At 49.8% G+C, this 18,899-nt stretch carries 13 protein-coding genes; 8 read left to right on the top strand and 5 right to left on the bottom strand.

Translation table 11 applies throughout. The features are described 5' to 3' along the window. Positions 1 to 2: 2 nt before the first annotated feature. Complete coding sequence (locus BGX14_RS02815; RefSeq protein ID WP_095878999.1) at positions 3 to 1,811, top strand: DUF4832 domain-containing protein; 1,809 nt, start codon at positions 3 to 5, stop codon at positions 1,809 to 1,811. 11 nt (positions 1,812 to 1,822) lie between these two features. Here BGX14_RS02815 and BGX14_RS02810 read toward each other — a convergent pair whose 3' ends face one another. From BGX14_RS02810 to BGX14_RS02790, 5 genes are all read right to left on the bottom strand, one after another. After that, positions 1,823 to 2,752 (bottom strand): tRNA-dihydrouridine synthase family protein, encoded by a 930-nt coding sequence (locus BGX14_RS02810; RefSeq protein WP_095878998.1) that lies wholly within the window; start codon positions 2,750 to 2,752, stop codon positions 1,823 to 1,825. Beyond that, positions 2,752 to 3,684 (bottom strand): M23 family metallopeptidase, encoded by a 933-nt coding sequence (locus tag BGX14_RS02805; protein ID WP_095878997.1) that lies wholly within the window; start codon positions 3,682 to 3,684, stop codon positions 2,752 to 2,754. Before BGX14_RS02805 ends, BGX14_RS02810 begins: the two co-directional genes overlap by 1 nt. Before the next feature lie 260 nt (positions 3,685 to 3,944). Further along, positions 3,945 to 6,389: a DUF4859 domain-containing protein gene (locus BGX14_RS02800; protein ID WP_233126379.1), complete on the bottom strand. Its 2,445-nt coding sequence runs from the start codon at positions 6,387 to 6,389 to the stop codon at positions 3,945 to 3,947. 300 nt (positions 6,390 to 6,689) lie between these two features. After that, on the bottom strand, positions 6,690 to 7,247 hold the full coding sequence (locus BGX14_RS02795) for a pseudouridine synthase (protein ID WP_073305918.1): 558 nt from the start codon (positions 7,245 to 7,247) through the stop codon (positions 6,690 to 6,692). A gap of 240 nt (positions 7,248 to 7,487) precedes the next feature. Then, the gene (locus BGX14_RS02790; protein ID WP_198951137.1) at positions 7,488 to 8,840 is read right to left on the bottom strand and encodes an IS5 family transposase; all 1,353 of its coding nucleotides are present in this window, start codon (positions 8,838 to 8,840) and stop codon (positions 7,488 to 7,490) included. 862 nt (positions 8,841 to 9,702) lie between these two features. Between BGX14_RS02790 and BGX14_RS02785 the strand changes: the two genes are divergently transcribed. From BGX14_RS02785 to BGX14_RS16395, 7 genes are all read left to right on the top strand, one after another. Further along, positions 9,703 to 9,933, top strand: a complete 231-nt coding sequence (locus BGX14_RS02785) for a hypothetical protein (RefSeq protein ID WP_073306322.1) — start codon at positions 9,703 to 9,705, stop codon at positions 9,931 to 9,933. 191 nt (positions 9,934 to 10,124) lie between these two features. Then, positions 10,125 to 12,074 (top strand): glutamine-hydrolyzing GMP synthase, encoded by a 1,950-nt coding sequence (guaA, locus tag BGX14_RS02780; RefSeq protein ID WP_233126378.1) that lies wholly within the window; start codon positions 10,125 to 10,127, stop codon positions 12,072 to 12,074. Positions 12,075 to 12,426: 352 nt separating this feature from the next. Continuing rightward, positions 12,427 to 12,549 (top strand): hypothetical protein, encoded by a 123-nt coding sequence (locus tag BGX14_RS16250; RefSeq protein ID WP_255404472.1) that lies wholly within the window; start codon positions 12,427 to 12,429, stop codon positions 12,547 to 12,549. 97 nt (positions 12,550 to 12,646) lie between these two features. Next, positions 12,647 to 13,606 carry an IS30 family transposase gene (locus BGX14_RS02775; RefSeq protein WP_095878741.1) on the top strand — a complete coding sequence of 320 codons (960 nt, stop codon included), beginning with the start codon at positions 12,647 to 12,649 and terminating at the stop codon, positions 13,604 to 13,606. Between the two features lie 299 nt (positions 13,607 to 13,905). Further along, on the top strand, positions 13,906 to 16,758 hold the full coding sequence (locus BGX14_RS02770) for a helicase-related protein (RefSeq protein ID WP_198951136.1): 2,853 nt from the start codon (positions 13,906 to 13,908) through the stop codon (positions 16,756 to 16,758). Between the two features lie 21 nt (positions 16,759 to 16,779). Continuing rightward, positions 16,780 to 17,460, top strand: coding sequence for a DUF4391 domain-containing protein (locus BGX14_RS02765; RefSeq protein WP_073306316.1), 681 nt, complete (start codon positions 16,780 to 16,782; stop codon positions 17,458 to 17,460). Between the two features lie 113 nt (positions 17,461 to 17,573). Then, positions 17,574 to 18,890 carry an ATP/GTP-binding protein gene (locus tag BGX14_RS16395; RefSeq protein WP_073306314.1) on the top strand — a complete coding sequence of 439 codons (1,317 nt, stop codon included), beginning with the start codon at positions 17,574 to 17,576 and terminating at the stop codon, positions 18,888 to 18,890. Positions 18,891 to 18,899: the final 9 nt, after the last annotated feature.

Raw genomic sequence — 18,899 nt, 5'->3', positions numbered from 1 at the left:
TTATGTGTCGTTTTCAAAAAGTCCTCCTTGCGCTGGGTGCGTTTTCCATTTCGGCTTTTGCCGCGTCCATGGTTTCTCAAAATCTGGATTACTCGGATCATCTTCAAAGTTTTTACAATCCGGATATCGGATTTTATACTCCCCAGACCATGCATTTGAAGGTTTCCGGGAACACGCCCATTGCAAAACCTTATGGACGCTTTTTGCATTTGCGGGCGGAGCTTTCGGAATTTAGCGACAAGGCCTGGTGGCTGGACAAAGGGGATACCGTGCGGGGGAAAAGTCAGGATTTGACGGAGGACGCCCTGCAAGCTCTGGGAGAGACTTTGGATAATGTTCGCAAAAATTCGGGAACCACGATTATCCGCTTTTGCTACGACCCTTGGTATAACGGACATAGCAACACCACGCCAGATCAAAGCGTCATTTTACGGCATCTGGAGCAGTTGGCACCGGTTCTTTCCGAACACTTGGACGTGATTACCGCTTGGGAAATCGGGATTTACGGAGCTTATGGCGAAATGCATTCGGATACCATGAGCACTCACGAAAAAGTCGGGGAAGCGATTCGCTTTGCTTTGGAACACACGCCGCCCGAATTGAAAATTTTGACCCGGACCCCACGCTATGCGGCATACGCGCTGGGTTTTGCCAAGAATGCGGAGAATCCGGCCTTGGATGCCGATCCGAATGTCCACTTCAACGTGGAAAGCGAAGTGTTTCAGAGAATCGCCAAGGCAAAAAAGGACACCTTGTTTCGCCTGGGAATGTTTAACGACGGCTATTTGGGGACGCAATACGATTATGGAACCTGGAGCACTACGGCAGAAAACGGAATTTCCCGGGAAGAAGGAGTTGCTTGGCTGGAAACTTACGGCATGCACACGCCCTATGGCGGCGAAGCGCTGACGACGGCTTCGGGCTATCAAGAAATCAATACGCCGGATTTTATCGCCTACGAGGGATTCCGCACCCACACCAGTTATTTGAATATCCAATGGAATTACAATCTGATTGAACGCTGGAAAAATACCGACGTTTTTACCGCGCGAAAGTCCAATGCCATCGATTCCGGGTACAACGGGATTTCCGGATTCAAGTATATCAACGACCATCTGGGCTACCGTTTTGTTCTGAGAAATTCCTGGATGAACGACTCCGTGGGAATTGGCGGGCAATTGCAAGTGGCATTGCTGCTGCAAAATGTGGGCTTTGGGAATGTCACCCGGAAAAAGGCCACGACGCTGATTTTCAAATCGGATGCAAATGAAAGCATTTACGAAATTCGCCCGGATTCGGCCACGGACATTGGGAAAATCCTCTCCCGGAAAATGAACGCCGACACCACCATTTCCTATGACGGAACGGATACGCTTCGGATTTTGGCGAAGCTGCCCGAAGAAATGCCCCTGGGCCTTTGGAACGTGTTTGTGCGTTTTTCGGAGAACGGCGATTTTCGCACGGATGAAAATTTTTCCGTTATCCGCTTTGCCAATGATTCCAACTATTTCGATAAGGAAACGGGTTCCAATTTTGTCGGCACTTTTATCTTAAGCGACAGAATTCAATCGCTCCAAAGTCGGCCCGTGACCTCTGCGGTGGAATTGCGGCAAAATGGGAAAATGCTCATTGTTCGCCACGGCCAAGAGATTGAAATTTTGGATTTGAACGGAGTCCTGCAGGAAAGAAGGGCGATTCCGGAAAGGGAATGGATTTGGGACATTTCTAAATTTTCCGCCGGGCCTTTGGTTGTTCGCGTTAAAGACCGAAATGGAATTGCGCGAATCCAAAAAATAGAGTGCAGGAAGTAGCGCAGAAATTTTCAAGTCGCCGCGAGTTGGAAAATGGCGTTCTGGTATTGGGGGAGTGAACGCGCTTTGCGGATTTCTTTGGCGATTTTGTGCGGCAAGTCGGCGAATGTCCAAAACGGACGAATTTTGTCGAGAAGCTGCTGCGGATTTTGCCATTTGGCCCTGTAATCGTTGAATACCGCCGTGTGAATTTGCAGGAGGGTAGGAATCGGGGCCAGCTTTTTTTTAATGGCGGACTCCCGGGCGAGAGTTGGCCTTTGCAGCAGTCCGCGTCCGATCATGACTCCGGCAAGTCGGGGAAATTCCGATACCAGCTTATCGATTTGGGAAGAGGAAACGATGTCGCCGTTGAAAAGAAGCGGGTGCGCGCAGGCTTCGTAAAAGCGTCGAAAGGAATCCATGTCGAGTTCTCCGCGATATTGCTGCACGCCCAGTCGAGGGTGGAGGACGATGTGCGAAAGGGGCGCGGAGTTGAATAGGGAGAGCAGCCGGAAGATCTCGCTGGGGCTGTTCATTCCCGTGCGCAATTTGATGCTGAATTGGACTTCTGGCGCATAGCGTCCGATTTCTTGGAAAATTTCCTGAACCTTTTCGGGACGTTCCAAAATTCCTGCGCCACGTCCGGCGAGCGTCTGCTTGGGAAAGGGACAACCCATATTCAAATTGATTTCTCGAAATCCGTTTTGCAGCAGGCATTCGACGAGTCGGCAAAATTCCTCGGCATTCTTGGCGATAATCTGCGGAATCAGGCGGTAACCAGCCGCTTCCCCGCGGGACTTGTCTTCGAGAAGGTCGTTCAGGTCCTTTGCGCGTGCTTTGCCTTTTTCAAGGCGTAAAAAGGGCGTGTAATAGGCGGCGATCCCCCCGGCGAATTTGGCGTGGGCTCGTCTGTATGCGGAATCCGTAAATCCCTGGAGGGGCGCAAAGTGGACGGGAAGCATTACGAACAGCGAAGCCGTTGTCCGATTCGCAGGACGCTGTTTCTTTTGATGCGGTTCAGCCGACAGATTTTTTCCACGGACGTGCCGTATTTTCTGGCGATGGCACCGAGGGTGTCTCCCTTTTTCACGCGGTAGATGCGGTATTTGGAAAGTTCCTGCTGGATGGCGAGGTGGTCGGCACGGGCGACTTCCGTCGAAATTTTTGCCGCATTTTCGGCAAGAACTCCGTCCGTGAAATTAAAAACCTCTTCCGGTGAAATGTTGATGTCCTTGTAACGGATTTCGAAATGCAAGTGCGAACCTGTCGATCTCCCGGTGTTTCCGCCCAGCCCGATGAGGGAACCGCCAGAAACCTCGTCGCCGATTTTGACAAGCCGTTTGGCCAAGTGCCCGTAAAGGGTCCGCGTGCCATTTGGGTGCTCCAGCAAAATGTAATGCCCGTAGCCCCGTCTTTCGTACGCGGCCTTGATGACTTTTCCGTCGTGGGCGGCGACGATGGAATCCCCTTTGAAAACCTTGACGTCGATGCCGCGGTGCAGCCGGTAATGGCGAATGCCGTAAGGCGAAGTGATGCGGGTCGCGTGCACGGTGGGCAAGAACCAGTCCGAAAAATCCAGAGCGCTCGCCGCCAGGGAAGAATCGCTCAAGTCCGTTTGAACGGCGGAATCCAGGGAACATTCCGGTTCCGTATCCGGGTCGTCTGCGGGCATGGCAAGTGCCACATTTTCGCTGGAATCCGCTTTCTCGGCAAAGGGTTCCTCGTTTTCGGGGACATCCCGATTTTCTGCATCCGGGGCGCAGGAATCCTCTTCGGGCGTTGCGGCGACAGCCGCCGAATCCGCCGTTTCTTGAAGATTCTGGGCGGCATCTTCCGTTAAAGCAAAAGCCGGAATAGCGACGAGCAGAAAGCACCAGGAAAGAAAACGAATCATAGCGAGGCAAAATTAGAAAAATTTCCGGGTCAAAAAGCCGGGGCGTTCCCCGCACCTTGAGCGGGAACACAGGGCGGACGGGTGCGGGTCGGGCTCTGCTCGGGCGTAGCCCTCATCGTGCCTCATCCGGTTGGCGAGTCACGCCGCCTTCGCGCGACGATCCCTAACGCGATTTGGGAACTTTCCACTTCGTGCATGCGCCAGCAAAAGAAAACCCGCCGACAAAAAATCGGCGGGAGTTTGGGTTGGGATTGGTATCGTTATTTGGAAATGGTGACGCTTCTGGCTTCGCGATAAGAGCCCGTCGTCAATTTGACAATGTATGTCCCCTGCGGCATATTGCGCAAATCGAACTGGTGCTGGTGCGTCCCGGCATTTTGCAGCGGGGTGATTTCGTAAGTCAGCAGTGCGCCATAGGCATTGAACAGGCTGATTTTCACATTGTCCTTGTTCGGCAGCGTGTATTGGATGTCAAGAATGCCGCGCTTGTTTCTCAAGGAGAAATGCGTTGCGGGTCCGCTGATTCCATACATCAAGGCCGTCGTTGCGCCGCCGTTGCCAATCTCGTTCGTGATTTTGACGGTGACTTTATAGAGGACGGTTTTGCCGTTGTAGGTGAATCCCTGCTGGAACGAGTAAGAATCCCCGTTGGAAACGCGGTTCGGGTAATGTCCGACGACAGCGGAATCCTTGTCGAACTGAAATTCCGAATAGATCATTGCCGATTCGCCGTAATCTACGACGTTGCCTTTGGAATCAAACCAGTGTCCGGGAGCGTTTGCGGTAGAATTTGTGTTTTTCGCTTGCGTGTCGTGGTTGATGGCAAAGTAAGTCGCTTGCTGCATATCCGCAGTGGAAAGCCCGAGAGCGGAAGAGACTTGCGAAAGGTTCAGCCCGAATTTAACTCCGGCGTAGTTGTCGTCAATCGGGAGGGTGATGTTCACATCGTAGGAGAGGACAACGGTTTCTGCAACTTCCGAGGAAGAAGAAATGCTGGAACTGCTCGGCGTATAAGAAGAGCTGGAGCTGGGCGTTGTCGAAGAGCTGCTCGGAACGGAGCTGGAGCTGCTTGGAACAGAACTGGAACTGCTCGGTGCGGAGCTGGAACTGCCCGGTCTCGAAGAAGAGCTACTGGAGTTGCCGCTCGAAGAGCTTCCGGGAAGGCTGTTCCAATCATAGTCCAGTTTGAAGTCATTATAGTATTTGGTGTATGCATCGCCGGCTCCGCTGATGCCTTCTTCAAGTTTCAGCTTGTAGTCGAAATGCTTGGTACGGATATTCGTGTTGTTGGTGTATTGGTAATCGGTGTTCACGACGACGGCAAAGACCATCTGGGCACCGTTTGTGGAAGAGGGCGTCTTGTCCAGTCGAAGAGTGACGCTGCCTTCGCCGGTAATGGGTTCGCTGTAAACTGGTGTGCCGTCTGTCGCGCGGTAGCAAATCAGGAAGTTCATGTTGGTGTTGTTGGAATTGCTGCCATTGGGATAGAACGTCACCGTTACCTGCTTGGAGCCGCTTTGCACTTTCAGCGGAATGTAGTTGGCGCCGGACCAACCCGGAGTGATATCCTGATTCGGAACAAGATATTCACCACTTGCAGTTACAGTCTGGTAAGGGGTCATCTTCCAAGTATAACTGTAGTTTCCGTTATCCGAGTAATCCTGTTCCCAATAAGTGTTGCTCCCGAAATTCTGGTTTAGCAAATTCTTGATTTCGTTGGACCATTCCTTCATATCCAAAAGGGCGAGTTTCGCTCGGAATTCCGTAATCAGGCGACGGGTTCCTTCAATGCCAAGTCCTTCGTTGAGAGCGTATGTTTCGAGCAGGTACTTCGTCTTGCCGTAAGCATTTCCATAAATCCAGCGGACAGAGCCTGTACCAAGCCAAGTCCCCAAAAAAGTAGGGAAGATGTTGCTGTATTGGGCGCCGCCTAAAAGGGATCTCTGGTTCCTGCCGGTGACTCCACCGTTGTCTGCACCACCCCCGGGGCCTCCGAAGGTTCCGTCAATCAGCCAGCCCGAATAAGTTTCTATAGGCATAAAGGGCGCGATGACGGTTGCGGCGTTCAAAAATCCCATGCCGCTATAAACCGCATTGCGATGGCTGAACATATCCTGCTGGATCCAGGTGTTGCCCGCTTCCTGGAACCAATGCGCATCCTTGGCACCCGGGTAGGCGTTAGTCATCGAGTGAATGCCTTCGTGAATCATGGCATCCATTTGCGCCACGCGATCACGGTAGGGGCAACTGGTATTGAAACTGTAAAGCGGATAAAAAGAAGCTGCAACAGCCGTGTAATCAGCGATATAAGTCTGCCAACCGCCGGTTGTATCCGTCTTGCTGCCCCCGGCGCAAGTCCCCGAACCATAATAATAAATCGCACTATACTTGCCGTCCTGCGCCTGGGCATCCGGAGCCCAACCCAAGGTGTCGTAGAGGTAACTGAAATCCGTATCGTATTTTTTCAGGATGCTGTCGATGGTCACGTCCGTAATGCGCGAATCCCGATCGGTTCCCCAATAAAGCGCCCACCATTTTCCGGCTTTTTTCCCGGTAACGCCGGAGCAGTTGTTGTTAAATTGCGTCGGTGGCTGAACGACCCCGATGTGCGTTTTGGTGTCGTAATCCAGGTCCGAGCGGTAGCCCGGCCAAACGTAAGCGTCGCCGTTGGCGGCAAAAGTCCAGGAAAAGGACCCAGCCAGCATTAGAGCGAAAAGATTTCTTGATTTCATTTCCAAACCATCCTTTAAAATTTTTATTCAGGTGTGTAAAAAATAATCCACGAAAGCAGAAAATAGTGTCAATAAACCTTTTCAATTTGGAAGTTTCGTGTTGCAAGCGTGTAAAAATTTTTGGATCTGTGTGTAACACTCCAAGAAGTACTCGCGATTGAATTTTTTTTTAGTGGAATTTCTTTCGCGAGGTGAACTCGGTTATCAGTTGTTAGTTATCAGTTTTCAGTTCTAACTCCCAACTCCCAACTAATCTCTTGTCTCTGACCACTACTAGAGAAGGTCTTGGAATGAAAATCGGACGGGTTTCCATTCTCCGGGTTTTAATCCAGAAAGGGAGAGCTTTCCAATTTGAATGCGGATAAGGCGCAGTGTTGGAAAGCCGACCGCGGCGGTCATGTGCCGAACCTGGCGGTTTTTGCCCTCGGTCAGGGTGATTTTTATCCAGGATGTGGGAATGTTTGCCCGAAAACGAACCGGCGGATGGCGTGGCCAAAGATCTTCGGGTTCCGGGACGATTTCCGCTCGGCATTTTTGGGTGCGGTAGCCTTTGATGAGCACCCCGTTTTCCAATTTTTGAATGGCCGCTTCGGAAATTTGCCCTTCTACTTGGACCAGATAGGTTCTCGGGTGTCCGTTTTTAGGGTCGAGAAGCTTGTGGATGAGTTTTCCGTCGTCGGTCAAAAGGAGCGCGCCCTCGCTGTCGTGGTCGAGCCGACCCGCCGCATAAACGCCTTTGGGAAAGTGGAACTCGTCCAGAGCCCGGTGGTTTCCTTCGGGAGTGAATTGGCTGAGGACGCCGAAAGGCTTGTTGAAAAGAATCGTGGGCATGGGCGAAATCGCGTTTTTGCAAAATTAACTTTTTGGGCATCTCTAGATAGTTGGTAGTTGTCAGTTTTCAGCTATTAGTCTGCATTGTCTATCTGACCACGAATCCCTTTTCCCTTCACGCTGGTTGCCGCCCTTCGATTAGTTCGACAAACGGTTGTTGAGCTTGTCGAAGCATTCACCAAAGCCATTTTTAGAGGTTGCCTTTTTTTGGGGGAATTATATAGTCGTCCCTTAAAAAGGTCACTTTGCGAACGCAAGATAAGGACGTTCGCATTTTTTGTTCATTCCGTTCCACAGAAGGCAAAAAAAGTATAGCCATTCCAACAGGACAAAAAAGCGCCTCATGGCCCTCTTGAAGTTGAACGCCGCTGCTGCAAGCTTTGCATTGAGCATATCGCCAAAGATTCCCTTGTAGAAATTTCTGCCCATACGGTGATCGCTTTTCAGATGGCCGTTGATAGGCTCGATGCCAGCCCTCTTGCAAAAAAGATTGTGTGCCTTTTTCTTCTGGTAGTAAGTCGCGTTTTTCTTCGGGACGTCGGGTATCACGATCTTTGTCGTTCCGGATTCCTTTTGTCCGCGGTAGCCTCGGTCGCATGCGGCCTGGCTCGGCCTGAATCCAAGCATTTGTTCAACATGGTCAAGCGTATCGTCTATCGTATGTCCGTCATACTCGTCCCTGAACGCGACTGCGCCGACGATGATGCCGTTGTAGCTCCGGGCAATTGACACCTTGTTGCCGAACTCGTATTTCTTGTGTTCCTTGCCCTTGCCGATGCATTTCACTTCGGGTTCGTGTAGCGAATAGATTTTGTCCTTGTCGCATTTCTTCTGTGCCAGAACTTTGTAGAAAAGTTCAATTTTTCCTTTGTACGTACCCGACAGATTTTTCTTCGAAAGATTCCGTTCCATTTCGCGGACGAGCCGTCCCGCGATGGTTTTCAACCTGCGATCCGCCTTGTGAGCCTTTTTGGCGTTTTTCGGGTGATTGCGGAAACGCTGGTCACGATGAATCTTCTTCAAGGTTCTCTTGTAGGACTGTCTCTGCGGAAGGCCGTGTTCTTCCACGATTTTCTGCACCTGCTCTATTATCTTGTTCGCAAGTTTGGCGTCTGTAGGGAACGTGATGTTCTTTTCCTGCACGGTCGTGTCAAGAAAGACCGTGCCGCATCCTGTCGGTCCTTGTTTATCGTGGTCATCGTTGACGAGGATACTTTCCTTGAGGATCATGTCCAAGCCTTCCTCGCCGATCTTATGCCGGAAGTGGACAAGTTCGCTCGGGTCGCAGGGTTGCTCCGTCGAGAAGAACCGTTCTCCGCAAAAGTACTGGTAATAGGCGTTTTCCTGGAACTGCTCCACGACGGACTCGTCCGATACGTTGCGGATGTGCTTCAGGATGATGAGCCCGGTCATGAGACGGATCGGCTTGTTCGGCGCACCCATTTTGTCGTCAAACAGTTTCGAAAACTCGGTCTCGAACTTGTTCCAGTCAATCTTGTTCGCAAGAACGTAAAGGGGATGCTTGTGGTTCAACTGCTCCTCAAGGGAACAGAAAAGGCTTGTCTGGGCGGAGGATTTTGGCGGTCTGTACATGGGAAAAATTGCAAGGTTTTCAGTCATATTTTAGAAAACCTTGCAATATTTTCACAGGGTAGAAATCAATTTTTCCCAATAGTTATGCGGGCTGGGCGGGATTTTAAGGGACGACTATATACAATCTTCCTCCAAATTCTCACAAATAAAATTTTTTTCAAAGCGTGAATTTCCTTTTCACAAGGGGAATTTCTTCTCGCAGACTGCGAGGTGCTCGCTTTCCCATGAGCCTTGGGAACTTGTTCCCTTAGGCGAATTGTCCCTTGCAGGGATACTTCAACTACGGAATCGGAGATTCCTAGTTTCAGGGATGCAGCGCCCCATGAGTCTTGGAAGCTTGCTTCCCTAGACGAATTGTCCCTTGCAGGGATACTTCAACTATGGAATCAAAGATTCCAAGTTTCAGGGATGCGCCGCCGTGGCAATTCTTGCTGGCACCTCGTCATTGCGAGCAGCGATAGCGGCGCGGCAATCCTTGCTGGCATTTCGTCATTGCGAGTAAGCCGAAGCAATCCTATCTGCGGGAAAGGATTGCTTCACCCCTACGGGGGTTCGCAATGACGTAAAAACAACAGCCTGCGCAAGGAACGCAAGCGAGCAGGCAATCCTGTACACAATCCGTCCCAGCGAGGAACAATGCGATATGGCAATCTGTGCTGGCACCTCGTCATTGCGAGGAGCGTAGCGACGTGGCAATCTTGTCTGCGGGAAAGGATTGCTTCTACACTTCGAGTATAACTCCACTAAGGTAACAAAGTTACCAAGTGTCGTATATCCACATAGAGGATAACTCCACTAAGTCAATAAATTGACAAGTGTCGTATAACCCCTCCGGGTTTCGCAATGACGGTCGCTTTCAAATATGACTGATTTTCTCCTTGGTGGGTACGCAATGACGAATACTACTAGTCTCCTCGAAGATAATGCCAGCAAGCAAGCTTGCGGCGCAACATTCGCCTTGCACGCTTTTGCAAAGGCTCCCTTCCAGGGACAATTCGTCGAAAAGAGTAAAACTCTTAAGACTCATGAGCAGCCCCTTTTCCCTTCACCCTATCTCCCGCCACGCTTTGCTGTGGGAAATTTTGAATTCTAGAGCGGAATAAGGTGTATTACGTTGCGAGAGGGTGAACTTCTTTTCAAACGGGGCTTTTTCTTTCACAAGGGGAACTCAGTTATCAGTTCCAACACACAACTTTCAACTAACCCCTAATCACTAACCACTTACAAACAAATCGGGTGGAATTTTGTATATAAGTCCTTTTTTTTCTATAATTACGGGCGAATATGAAAAACATGGATACGATTGCCGTTCTCGATTTTGGCGGCCAGTATGCGCATTTGATTGCGAACCGGGTTCGCCGTCTCGGAGTCTTTACCGAAATCCATTCCCCGAATGCTCCCGTTTCGGAACTGGAAGGAGTCAAGGGAATCATTTACAGCGGAGGGCCGTCCAGCGTTTACGCCGCGGATGCTCCCGAATACAACCCCGAAATTTTGAGTCTTCCCGTCCCGAAGCTCGGCATCTGCTACGGGCACCAGCTTCTGGCGTTCCAGCAGGGCGGAAAAGTGCAGCCGGGAAAAGTCAAGGAATACGGCATCGCGGATTTGAAGGTCCTGGAACCTGCCGACCCGATATTTGACGGCGTTCCCCAAGCGTCGCCCATGTGGATGAGCCACGGGGACAGCGTCTCGGAACTTCCGGCGGGATACAAAATCATCGCAAGCACGGACGATTGCCCGATTGCCGCCGTTGCCTGCCCCGAAAAAAGACTTTACGGATTTCAATTTCACCCGGAAGTCACGCACAGCCGCTTCGGCATGAAAGTCCTTGAAAACTTTGTGAAATTCTGCGGTTGCGAAAAATCGTGGAATATGAAGAGCTATTTGCCCCTGATTACGTCTCGCATTCGTGAGCAGGTCGGGAACAGGAAAGTCTTCCTTTTGGTGAGCGGCGGCGTGGATTCCACCGTGGCGTTTGTCCTTTTGAACCGCGTCCTCGGACCTCAAAAGGTTCTCGGCTTGCATATCGACAATGGCATGATGCGCCTGAACGAATCGCAAAAAATCGTGGATTTTCTGAAAGCCGAAGGCATGGACAATCTGAAAGTCTGCGACGCCAGTGAAAAATTCCTCGAAAAACTGCGGGGCGTCACGGCACCGGAAACCAAGCGCGGCATTATCGGCAGGGAATTTCTGGTTGTCAAGGACGACGAAATGGCGAAGTTGCACCTGGATCCAAACGAATGGATGATGGCGCAGGGAACGATTTACCCCGACACGATTGAAAGCGGCGGCACGAAAAACGCGGACAAAATCAAGACGCATCACAACCGCGTCCAGGAAGTTCTGGATCTGATGGAAAAGGGGCTTGTTCTGGAACCCCTTGCCGATTTATACAAAGACGAAGTCCGTGCGCTCGGCGAGGAACTCGGCATTCCGCATCATCTTGTCTGGCGGCACCCTTTCCCCGGCCCGGGACTTGGGGTGCGCTTGCTTTGCAGCGAGGGAAAAATCGGCGAAGAAATTGTGCCTGCGGAAAACGTGCGGGATTTTTCCGGGAAATCGCTTGCCGAATATCTGCAAGAAAATCAAATCGACGGACGGATTCTCCCGATTCGAAGCGTCGGCGTGCAGGGCGACGGCAGAACTTATGCGCAGCCGTTTTTGCTTTCGACTCCCGGACTTTCTTGGAAACGGTGCGAAAAATTTTCCACGGAATTGGCGAACCGTTTCAAGGCTATCAATCGGGTGGTGTATCAGATTGGAACCGTCGGCGGGGAAGAGAAGCTTGTTGAGCAGTATGCCACGCGGAAAAATTTTGACACTCTCCGTTTATTCGACAACATCTGCACGGAATTTTTGCAAGAAAACGATTTGTATGAAAAAATCTGGCAGATGCCCGTGGTGCTTCTGCCGCTCCGTGTGCAGGAAAAGCCCTGCATCGTCATGCGCCCGGTGAACAGCTCCGAAGCGATGACGGCGAATTTTGCCGAAATCGAACCCGCTTTGCTCGGGGAACTTTGGCGCCGTTTCGAGTCGGCTGGAGCGGGTTCGCTTTGGTATGACGTGACGCACAAGCCCCCGGAACGATCGAGTGGGAATAAAGGAATTGCGCAGGTCTTGAAGGCGACTTGGCGGGGGGAATTCTCCCCCTGGCTCGCACGCGCTTGCGCTTGTTGCTCCCCACCCCCTCGCCTAGGGGGAACGCCCCCTAAGACGCCGACAGGCAAATAAATCCGCTTGGCCGATCTCTAACCTGCGTTCTGGATTACTTTTTGACAATCGCTTTAGTTTAATTCTTTTTGAATCTCTCATCCTTCTTTGCTGGCATCTATTTTTACTACTATTCCCACTGACATAGCCCTATGCCGCAAGGTGTTGGGCAATAGGTTTTTAGAGTTATTGTTCTTGTTCTCGCCTTGAACTTGGTCGTTTCCTCAAGGCGGTGGGCGCATTCGAATTCTCGCCTTTTTGTTTTCAAAAACAGCGTAAATCTCGCCCGGGCAAGAGCGCAACCCGCCTCTGTTGCATCGAGTCTGCGTCCATCCGTATTCACCATGCCGTGGGGGCTATAGGCGATTCGTAGATGGAATTATTTGACAATGTGGTTAAAACGGTCAAGGACGACCTTCTTGATAAAATTCGTCGCGGCAGTCGTGTTTCGGTGGCGGCGGCATGTTTCGCGAATTTTCACCGTCAATGCGACTGATATAGGTTGAATCGGGAAGAAAAAAAGTTCCCTAGGGCTAGCCCCTGGGGAACCTGGCCGAAACTTTTCTACCTTGCCGATTCTACCAAAAAAGGACATGGCGGTGAGTCTCAACCAAGCACAAAGATACGAAATACGAGCGCTCAATGCGGCAAAGATCCCCCCGAAAAACATAGCCTTGCAGCTGAAGGTCCACAAATCCACAATCTACAGGGAACTAAACAGGGGCGGCGGCCGCCAGCATTACGACCCGGTCAAGTCGCAGGAACGGGCAGACCTCCTTGCCGCGACAAGTCACCTGCATTACGACTACGACGAGGACGACTGGAAAATCGTGGACGGGAAAATCAAGGAAGACTACTCTCCCGAACAGGTGAACGGACGCGCGAAACTCGATGGGATGGGTGTCCCTAGCGTCGCCACGATATACAGGCATGTGAACAAGGACGAGGACCTGAAGAAGCACTTGCGGCACGGCAAGAAACCATACCGTAAGCGCGGGGAGAAGAAGGACAAGAGAGGCCAGATTGTAGGCCGCGTGCCCATCGAGGAACGTCCGGCAATCGTGGACGAGAAATCACGCGTAGGCGACATCGAGATAGACCTGATAAACAGCGCGGACCATGACGCGAACCTGCTCACGATCAACGACAGGATGACGAATTACAGCCTGATAAGGTATCTTCCGACGAAGAACGCGAAAGACCTGAAGAGAACGCTTGTGAGGGCGCTGAAGGACTTTGAGAAAACGTTCGAAGTCAAGATTCTCACAATCACTTCGGACAACGGGAAGGAGTTCGCCTGTCACGCAGAAATAGCGAAAGCTATGAAGGCGGATTACTACTTTGCGAACCCGTACCACTCCTGGGAGCGCGGTGCCAACGAGAACATGAACGGTCTAATACGCCAATATCTTCCCAAGAAGGAGTCGTTCAAGGGAATCTCTCCCCGGAAAGTTCGCTGGATACAGGATAAACTGAACAACAGGCCTCGAAAAAGGCTTGACTTTATGACCCCTTTAGAGTATATTTATACGCAAGTTAAACTACAAACCTAAGTCGCGTTAGCGACGAAAATCCGCCTTTTTCCATTTACGCGTTCAACGAACTCCGCAAGCAGCTGGAAGGTTGCGAAGAACTCCGTTTCATTTTTACGTCGCCCACATTTGTCGCCGAAAATTCCGACAAGGGGCTCAAGGAATTTTACATCCAGCGGCTCCATCGCGAAAAGTCCCTCTACGGCACCGAATTCGAGCTGCGTCTCCGAAACGAACTTAAACAGCGGGTGGTGGCCCGCGAATGCGCGGAATGGATTCGGCGCAAGGTAAAGTTCAAGTCGAACGTGACACGCGAAGGCATGAATAATTTTCTTTCGGTCAAGAATCCCGAAGAAACATTCACCTACACGCCAATCAACACATTCACAACGGTGGACTTGGGCGTAAAGCGCGGCAACAACCTGATGAACATGGTGACGCGCCTCGAAAATCCGGCGAGCGCAGAGTTCCTGCAAAAATTCAACGCCGTCTGGAACGATGCGGAAAAGTTGAAGGACGTCACCGAAGATGTCGTCAAGATGATAGCAAGCGTCTATCAGGAAAATTCGCCGGAACTCATCTACTTCATGACACTTTACAACATCTTCAGTGAATTTCTGGAAGATGTATCGGAAGATGTTTTGCCGAACGAGGCGACCGGTTTCAAGGAAACCGCCGTTTGGAACAAACTCTACAATTTCCAGAAAGATGCCGCCGTCGCCATTATCCATAAACTGGAACAATTTAACGGCTGTATCCTGGCCGATAGCGTAGGTCTTGGCAAGACGTTTACGGCATTAGCCGTCATCAAGTATTACGAGGGGCGCAACAAGGATGTGCTGGTACTCTGCCCCAAGAAGCTGTCCGAGAACTGGATGGCTTACCGCGGAAACCAGAAGAACAATCCCCTGACAGAAGACCGCCTGCGTTACGATGTCGCCTATCATACGGATCTTTCCCGCGACGACGGAAAAATTGCGACGGGCCTTTCCATCAACAGCATCAACTGGGGTAATTACGACCTCGTGGTAATTGACGAAAGCCACAACTTCAGGAACGGCAACGGCACAAACAGCAAGGGTGGCGAAAAGGAGAACCGCTACATGCGGCTCATGAGCCGGATCATCAAGCCAAACAAGAAAACGAAAGTACTCATGCTTTCGGCGACTCCGGTAAACAACCGTTTCTACGATTTGCGAAACCAGCTGGCTTTGGCGTATTGCGACAATCCCGACGAGTTCAACAACAAACTTGCTACGCGCTCGGATATCGACGAGATTTTCAGACAGGCACAAAGGATCTATAACGCATGGTGCAAATTGCCCGAAAAGGAACGCACAACGCAAAACCTTCTTTCCCGGTTGGATTTTGACTTTTTCGAAGTGCTCGACAGTGTAACGATTGCGCGTTCCCGCAGGCAAATCCAGACCTATTACGACATGAAGGAAATCGGTGTGTTCCCGGAGCGCAATAAGCTCATTTCGCTTAGGCCCAAGCTGACCGATTTGGCGGACGGAATCAATTACCACGAAATCTTTGAGTTGTTGCAAAATCTGAAACTCACGATATATACGCCACTCAATTTTGTACTGAAAAGCGCATTGCCTAACTACTTGGGCGACCGCGATACGGAAAAATTCCGCAAGGGCCGCGAACTCGGTATCCAGCGCATCATGGCGATAAACCTGCTCAAGCGCATGGAAAGTTCGGTCCATTCCTTTATGATGACGGTAGAAGAAATTTGTGGTTACCTGAAGCAGACTTCTCTGACAATCGAGAATTTCGAGAAGAATAAACTCGGAGAAATCACAGTCGAAGCGAATCCGCTTGCCCTTGATGGAGACGACCAGAATACGGACTTCTTTACTGTCGGGAAAAAGACTTCGTTCGACTTGCGCGACATGGACTACATTTCGTGGAAAAACGATATCGATGGCGACATAAAGACTTTTGCAAAACTTGTCGATTTGGTGAAGGTCGTGACGCCGGAATACGATTTTAAATTGAACGAGTTGAAACGCATTATCCGCGAAAAGGTTTCGCATCCGATTAACGAAGGCAACCGGAAGGTCCTTGTGTTTACGGCGTTTTCGGATACGGCTGAATACCTTTATGCGAATTTGTCCGAATCACTGAAGAATGAACTCGGCGTGAATGTGGCGCTTGTGACCGGTGACTCAAACGGACGGACGAATATTCCAAATTTCAAACCGGACATCAACCATGTGCTTTCTGCTTTTTCGCCAAGGTCCAAGGACCGCGATGTCCTCTACCCAAACGACAAGGAGGATATCGACATCTTGATTGCGACGGATTGCATTAGCGAAGGCCAGAACCTGCAGGACTGCGACTATTGCGTCAATTACGACATTCACTGGAACCCGGTGCGCATTGTGCAACGTTTCGGACGAATCGACCGTATCGGCAGCAAGAACAAGGTTATCCAGTTGGTAAACTTTTGGCCCGACTTGGATCTTGACGAATACATCAATTTGAAAGAACGTGTTGAGACGCGAATGCGCATATCGGTAATGACGGCGACCGGCGATGACGACTTGATAAACCAGGACGAAAAGGGCGACCTGGAATACCGCAGGAAACAACTTAAGAAATTGCAGGAAGAAGTCGTCGATTTGGAAGACATGGAGTCGGGCGTTTCCATCGTGGATTTGGGTCTGAACGAGTTCCGCATGGATTTACTTGCCTACATAAAGCAAAAAACGGATATGGACCATCTGCCGTTTGGAATCTATGCGGTAGTGAAGGGCGAAAAGCCGGGCGTGATTTTTGTACTCAAGAATACCAAGGGGGGCGACGCCATCAAAGGCAAGAATCGCTTGTATCCCTTTTACATGGTGTACGTGGCAAATGATGGCGAAATTATAGCCAACCACTTGCAGCCCAAGGACATCCTCGACATGATGCGCCTGCTTGCAAAAGGCAAGACCTCGCCAAACAAGGTGCTGTGCGACGAGTTCAACGAAGAAACTAGGGACGGATGCGATATGGGAGCGATTTCAAGATGCTTGGAACAGGCGATAGATTCCATTGTAGCAAAAAAAGAAGAGAGCGATGTCAGCAGTTTCTTGAACGGCGACTTTGTGGATTTCAAGAGCGAAACAATCAAAGGCCTCGACGATTTCGAGTTGATTTGTTTCTTTGTGGTCCGCTAGGTGGTTTAAGGAGACTGGTTCGTGTTTGGATTCCCTGGCAGCACCGCAGTGAAACGGATTATAGCGAAAGATTCCCTGTTTGGGCGTATCGGTACGTTGCCTGAAGTGACCGCCGCTCAGAAGACGGCGTTCAACAACGAAATAAAACAAGTGGCGATTACGAATGTTGTTGGCCCGAAGACGCTTGCCGTGGCGCCAGGCTCGCGCGTCCCCGGATTTTATGTGGCAAGTGTGGTGTTGAAACAGAAAAACTTTAGCTTGAAAAATGTTGAAACCTTGCTTCACCGGATTGGGCAAAAGAATATCTTGTTGGCTTTGTGCGTAGGGGAATCGGCCCGGTTCGCCTTGAAATACGATGATTACGTGGTGGTGTCGAAAGATTGGGTCTCGGCGGGCGAATACGGTTTTGCATTGGACGGGCTTGACTTGGATGCGATATGGAACGGAATCGTAAAGCAAGTGGCAGGTGAGCCGTGGAACGACTCCCTGAACGTTGCCGACAATCTCGATATTCATAAACGCGTTGAAAAGTTGCAGAAGGAAATCGTAAGCCTCGAAAAGAAAGCCCGCGCAGAAATCCAGCCCGCCCGCAAACTCGAATTTTTTAACCAGCTGAAAACAAAAATAGCTGAACTTGCCGATGCGACTACACAATTAACGTCATTGCGAGCCAAAGGCGAAGCAATCCACCCAGATCAATAGGGAGTAAAAACGGGAAATTTCATAAAGATAAACAAAAAAAATGTTCATCTTGTTGATTTTTGCGCAAAATTTTCCTATTTTTTTGGAAAAATAGGTACCAAAAGGCTCTTTTTATGTTTGTTTCCATGAAAATAAAGAATTTTCGTTCCATCATTGAAACGACTGTTTCCATGACTTACGAGGAAGGAAAAGCCCCCAATGGTTATAAAGAAATGCAAAGGTGGCCGTTCTTGGAAGACAAAGGGGAACGTTTGGTGCCCTGCTTGGCAATATATGGGGCGAATGCAGGAGGAAAAAGCAACATCATAAAAGCCTTCTTTGCGCTAAACCGACTTTTAAAATTTGGAACTGGCGAGGCTTTTCCTTCTGTGTTTGATCCAAACTTATTGATTTCTGATAATGAAACAACCTATTTTGAAACAAAAATTGTTTTAAATGGTTCTGTTTTTGTTTATGGCGTTGAATATTCCCAAAAAAAGATTGTTCATGAATTTTTAAAAGAAGGACGGGCCAACGACATCCGGCCTGTATTTGAAATAAGGGATTCCGAGCTTGTTCATTTTTCCGAGGTTTCCTCGGCTATATACAAAGAAAAAGACCTGAAAGAATTTCTGAGAGTGGAATGTTCCGGCAGGGAGGGACTGCAAAACAGGACGTTCCTTTATTTAATGGGAACAAAGTATCCCGCCTTGAATAAAAAAATCGCGGATGTGCTGGATTTTTTCCTTAAATCCGTTTTTATTTCCTTGAACAACCAGATTCCGGCAGGCCTTGGAATGAAAATGCTCGAGGACGCTCTTAAGAACCAGGGCCAAAAGGAAACGGCGTTTGAAAAATTGCAAAAGATAACGTCAAAATTGGACTTTGGAATCGAAAGAATGGAAATCAACAAGGCAAAACTTGTACAAAATGCCGACGGAGGGTTTCAAATACAGGCGAATCCTTTGGATGGGACACCTATAGGTGTGCGACAAGAAGGGCCGGAGGCATTTGCCGAATACCTATATTCATACCATAAGGATGACGGGCAAAAAGAAGTACGATTTGATTTTAATGAAGAGTCCATGGGAACGCAAATCGCTTTTGGCGTATTGGGAAGTATTTTGGCGGCCCTTGAACAAGGCGGTCTTGTGCTCATTGACGAATTGGACCGTTCCTTGCATTCCCTAGTTTTTCAGCAGATTGTCCAAATGTTCACGGAAAAACGCTACAATACCAAGAATGCCCAGCTTGTTTTTTCTGCGCACAATACGGATTTACTGGATGCGGATATTTTAAGAATTTCAGAAATCGATTTCGTCAACAAAACAAAGAAAAAAGGTACGACCATAAAGCGATTGGTAGAGTTTTCTGATATTCGAAATGTATCGAATTTTAGAAAAAGATATCTCTCCGGCGAATTTGACGGCATACCATTCCCTTATTTATAGCAGGCTTAG

Source organism: Fibrobacter sp. UWS1 (genome assembly GCF_002300445.1).
Lineage (GTDB): Bacteria > Fibrobacterota > Fibrobacteria > Fibrobacterales > Fibrobacteraceae > Hallerella > Hallerella intestinalis.
The sequence above is the reverse complement of the archived record's forward strand: the minus strand, read 5'-3'. Positions and strand labels throughout refer to the sequence as shown.

What these genes read in the sequence shown, in the direction of transcription:
- BGX14_RS02785 (WP_073306322.1), top strand. Translation starts at nt 9,703, where the DNA reads ATGACTGATTTTCTCCTTGGTGGGTACGCAATGACGAATACTACTAGT.
- guaA (WP_233126378.1), top strand. Translation starts at nt 10,125, where the DNA reads ATGAAAAACATGGATACGATTGCCGTTCTCGATTTTGGCGGCCAGTAT.
- BGX14_RS02800 (WP_233126379.1), bottom strand. Translation starts at nt 6,389, where the DNA reads ATGCTGGCTGGGTCCTTTTCCTGGACTTTTGCCGCCAACGGCGACGCT.
- BGX14_RS02775 (WP_095878741.1), top strand. Translation starts at nt 12,647, where the DNA reads ATGGCGGTGAGTCTCAACCAAGCACAAAGATACGAAATACGAGCGCTC.
- BGX14_RS16395 (WP_073306314.1), top strand. Translation starts at nt 17,574, where the DNA reads ATGTTTGTTTCCATGAAAATAAAGAATTTTCGTTCCATCATTGAAACG.
- BGX14_RS02795 (WP_073305918.1), bottom strand. Translation starts at nt 7,247, where the DNA reads ATGCCCACGATTCTTTTCAACAAGCCTTTCGGCGTCCTCAGCCAATTC.
- BGX14_RS02805 (WP_095878997.1), bottom strand. Translation starts at nt 3,684, where the DNA reads ATGATTCGTTTTCTTTCCTGGTGCTTTCTGCTCGTCGCTATTCCGGCT.
- BGX14_RS02790 (WP_198951137.1), bottom strand. Translation starts at nt 8,840, where the DNA reads ATGTACAGACCGCCAAAATCCTCCGCCCAGACAAGCCTTTTCTGTTCC.
- BGX14_RS02770 (WP_198951136.1), top strand. Translation starts at nt 13,906, where the DNA reads ATGAATAATTTTCTTTCGGTCAAGAATCCCGAAGAAACATTCACCTAC.
- BGX14_RS16250 (WP_255404472.1), top strand. Translation starts at nt 12,427, where the DNA reads ATGGAATTATTTGACAATGTGGTTAAAACGGTCAAGGACGACCTTCTT.
- BGX14_RS02815 (WP_095878999.1), top strand. Translation starts at nt 3, where the DNA reads ATGTGTCGTTTTCAAAAAGTCCTCCTTGCGCTGGGTGCGTTTTCCATT.
- BGX14_RS02810 (WP_095878998.1), bottom strand. Translation starts at nt 2,752, where the DNA reads ATGCTTCCCGTCCACTTTGCGCCCCTCCAGGGATTTACGGATTCCGCA.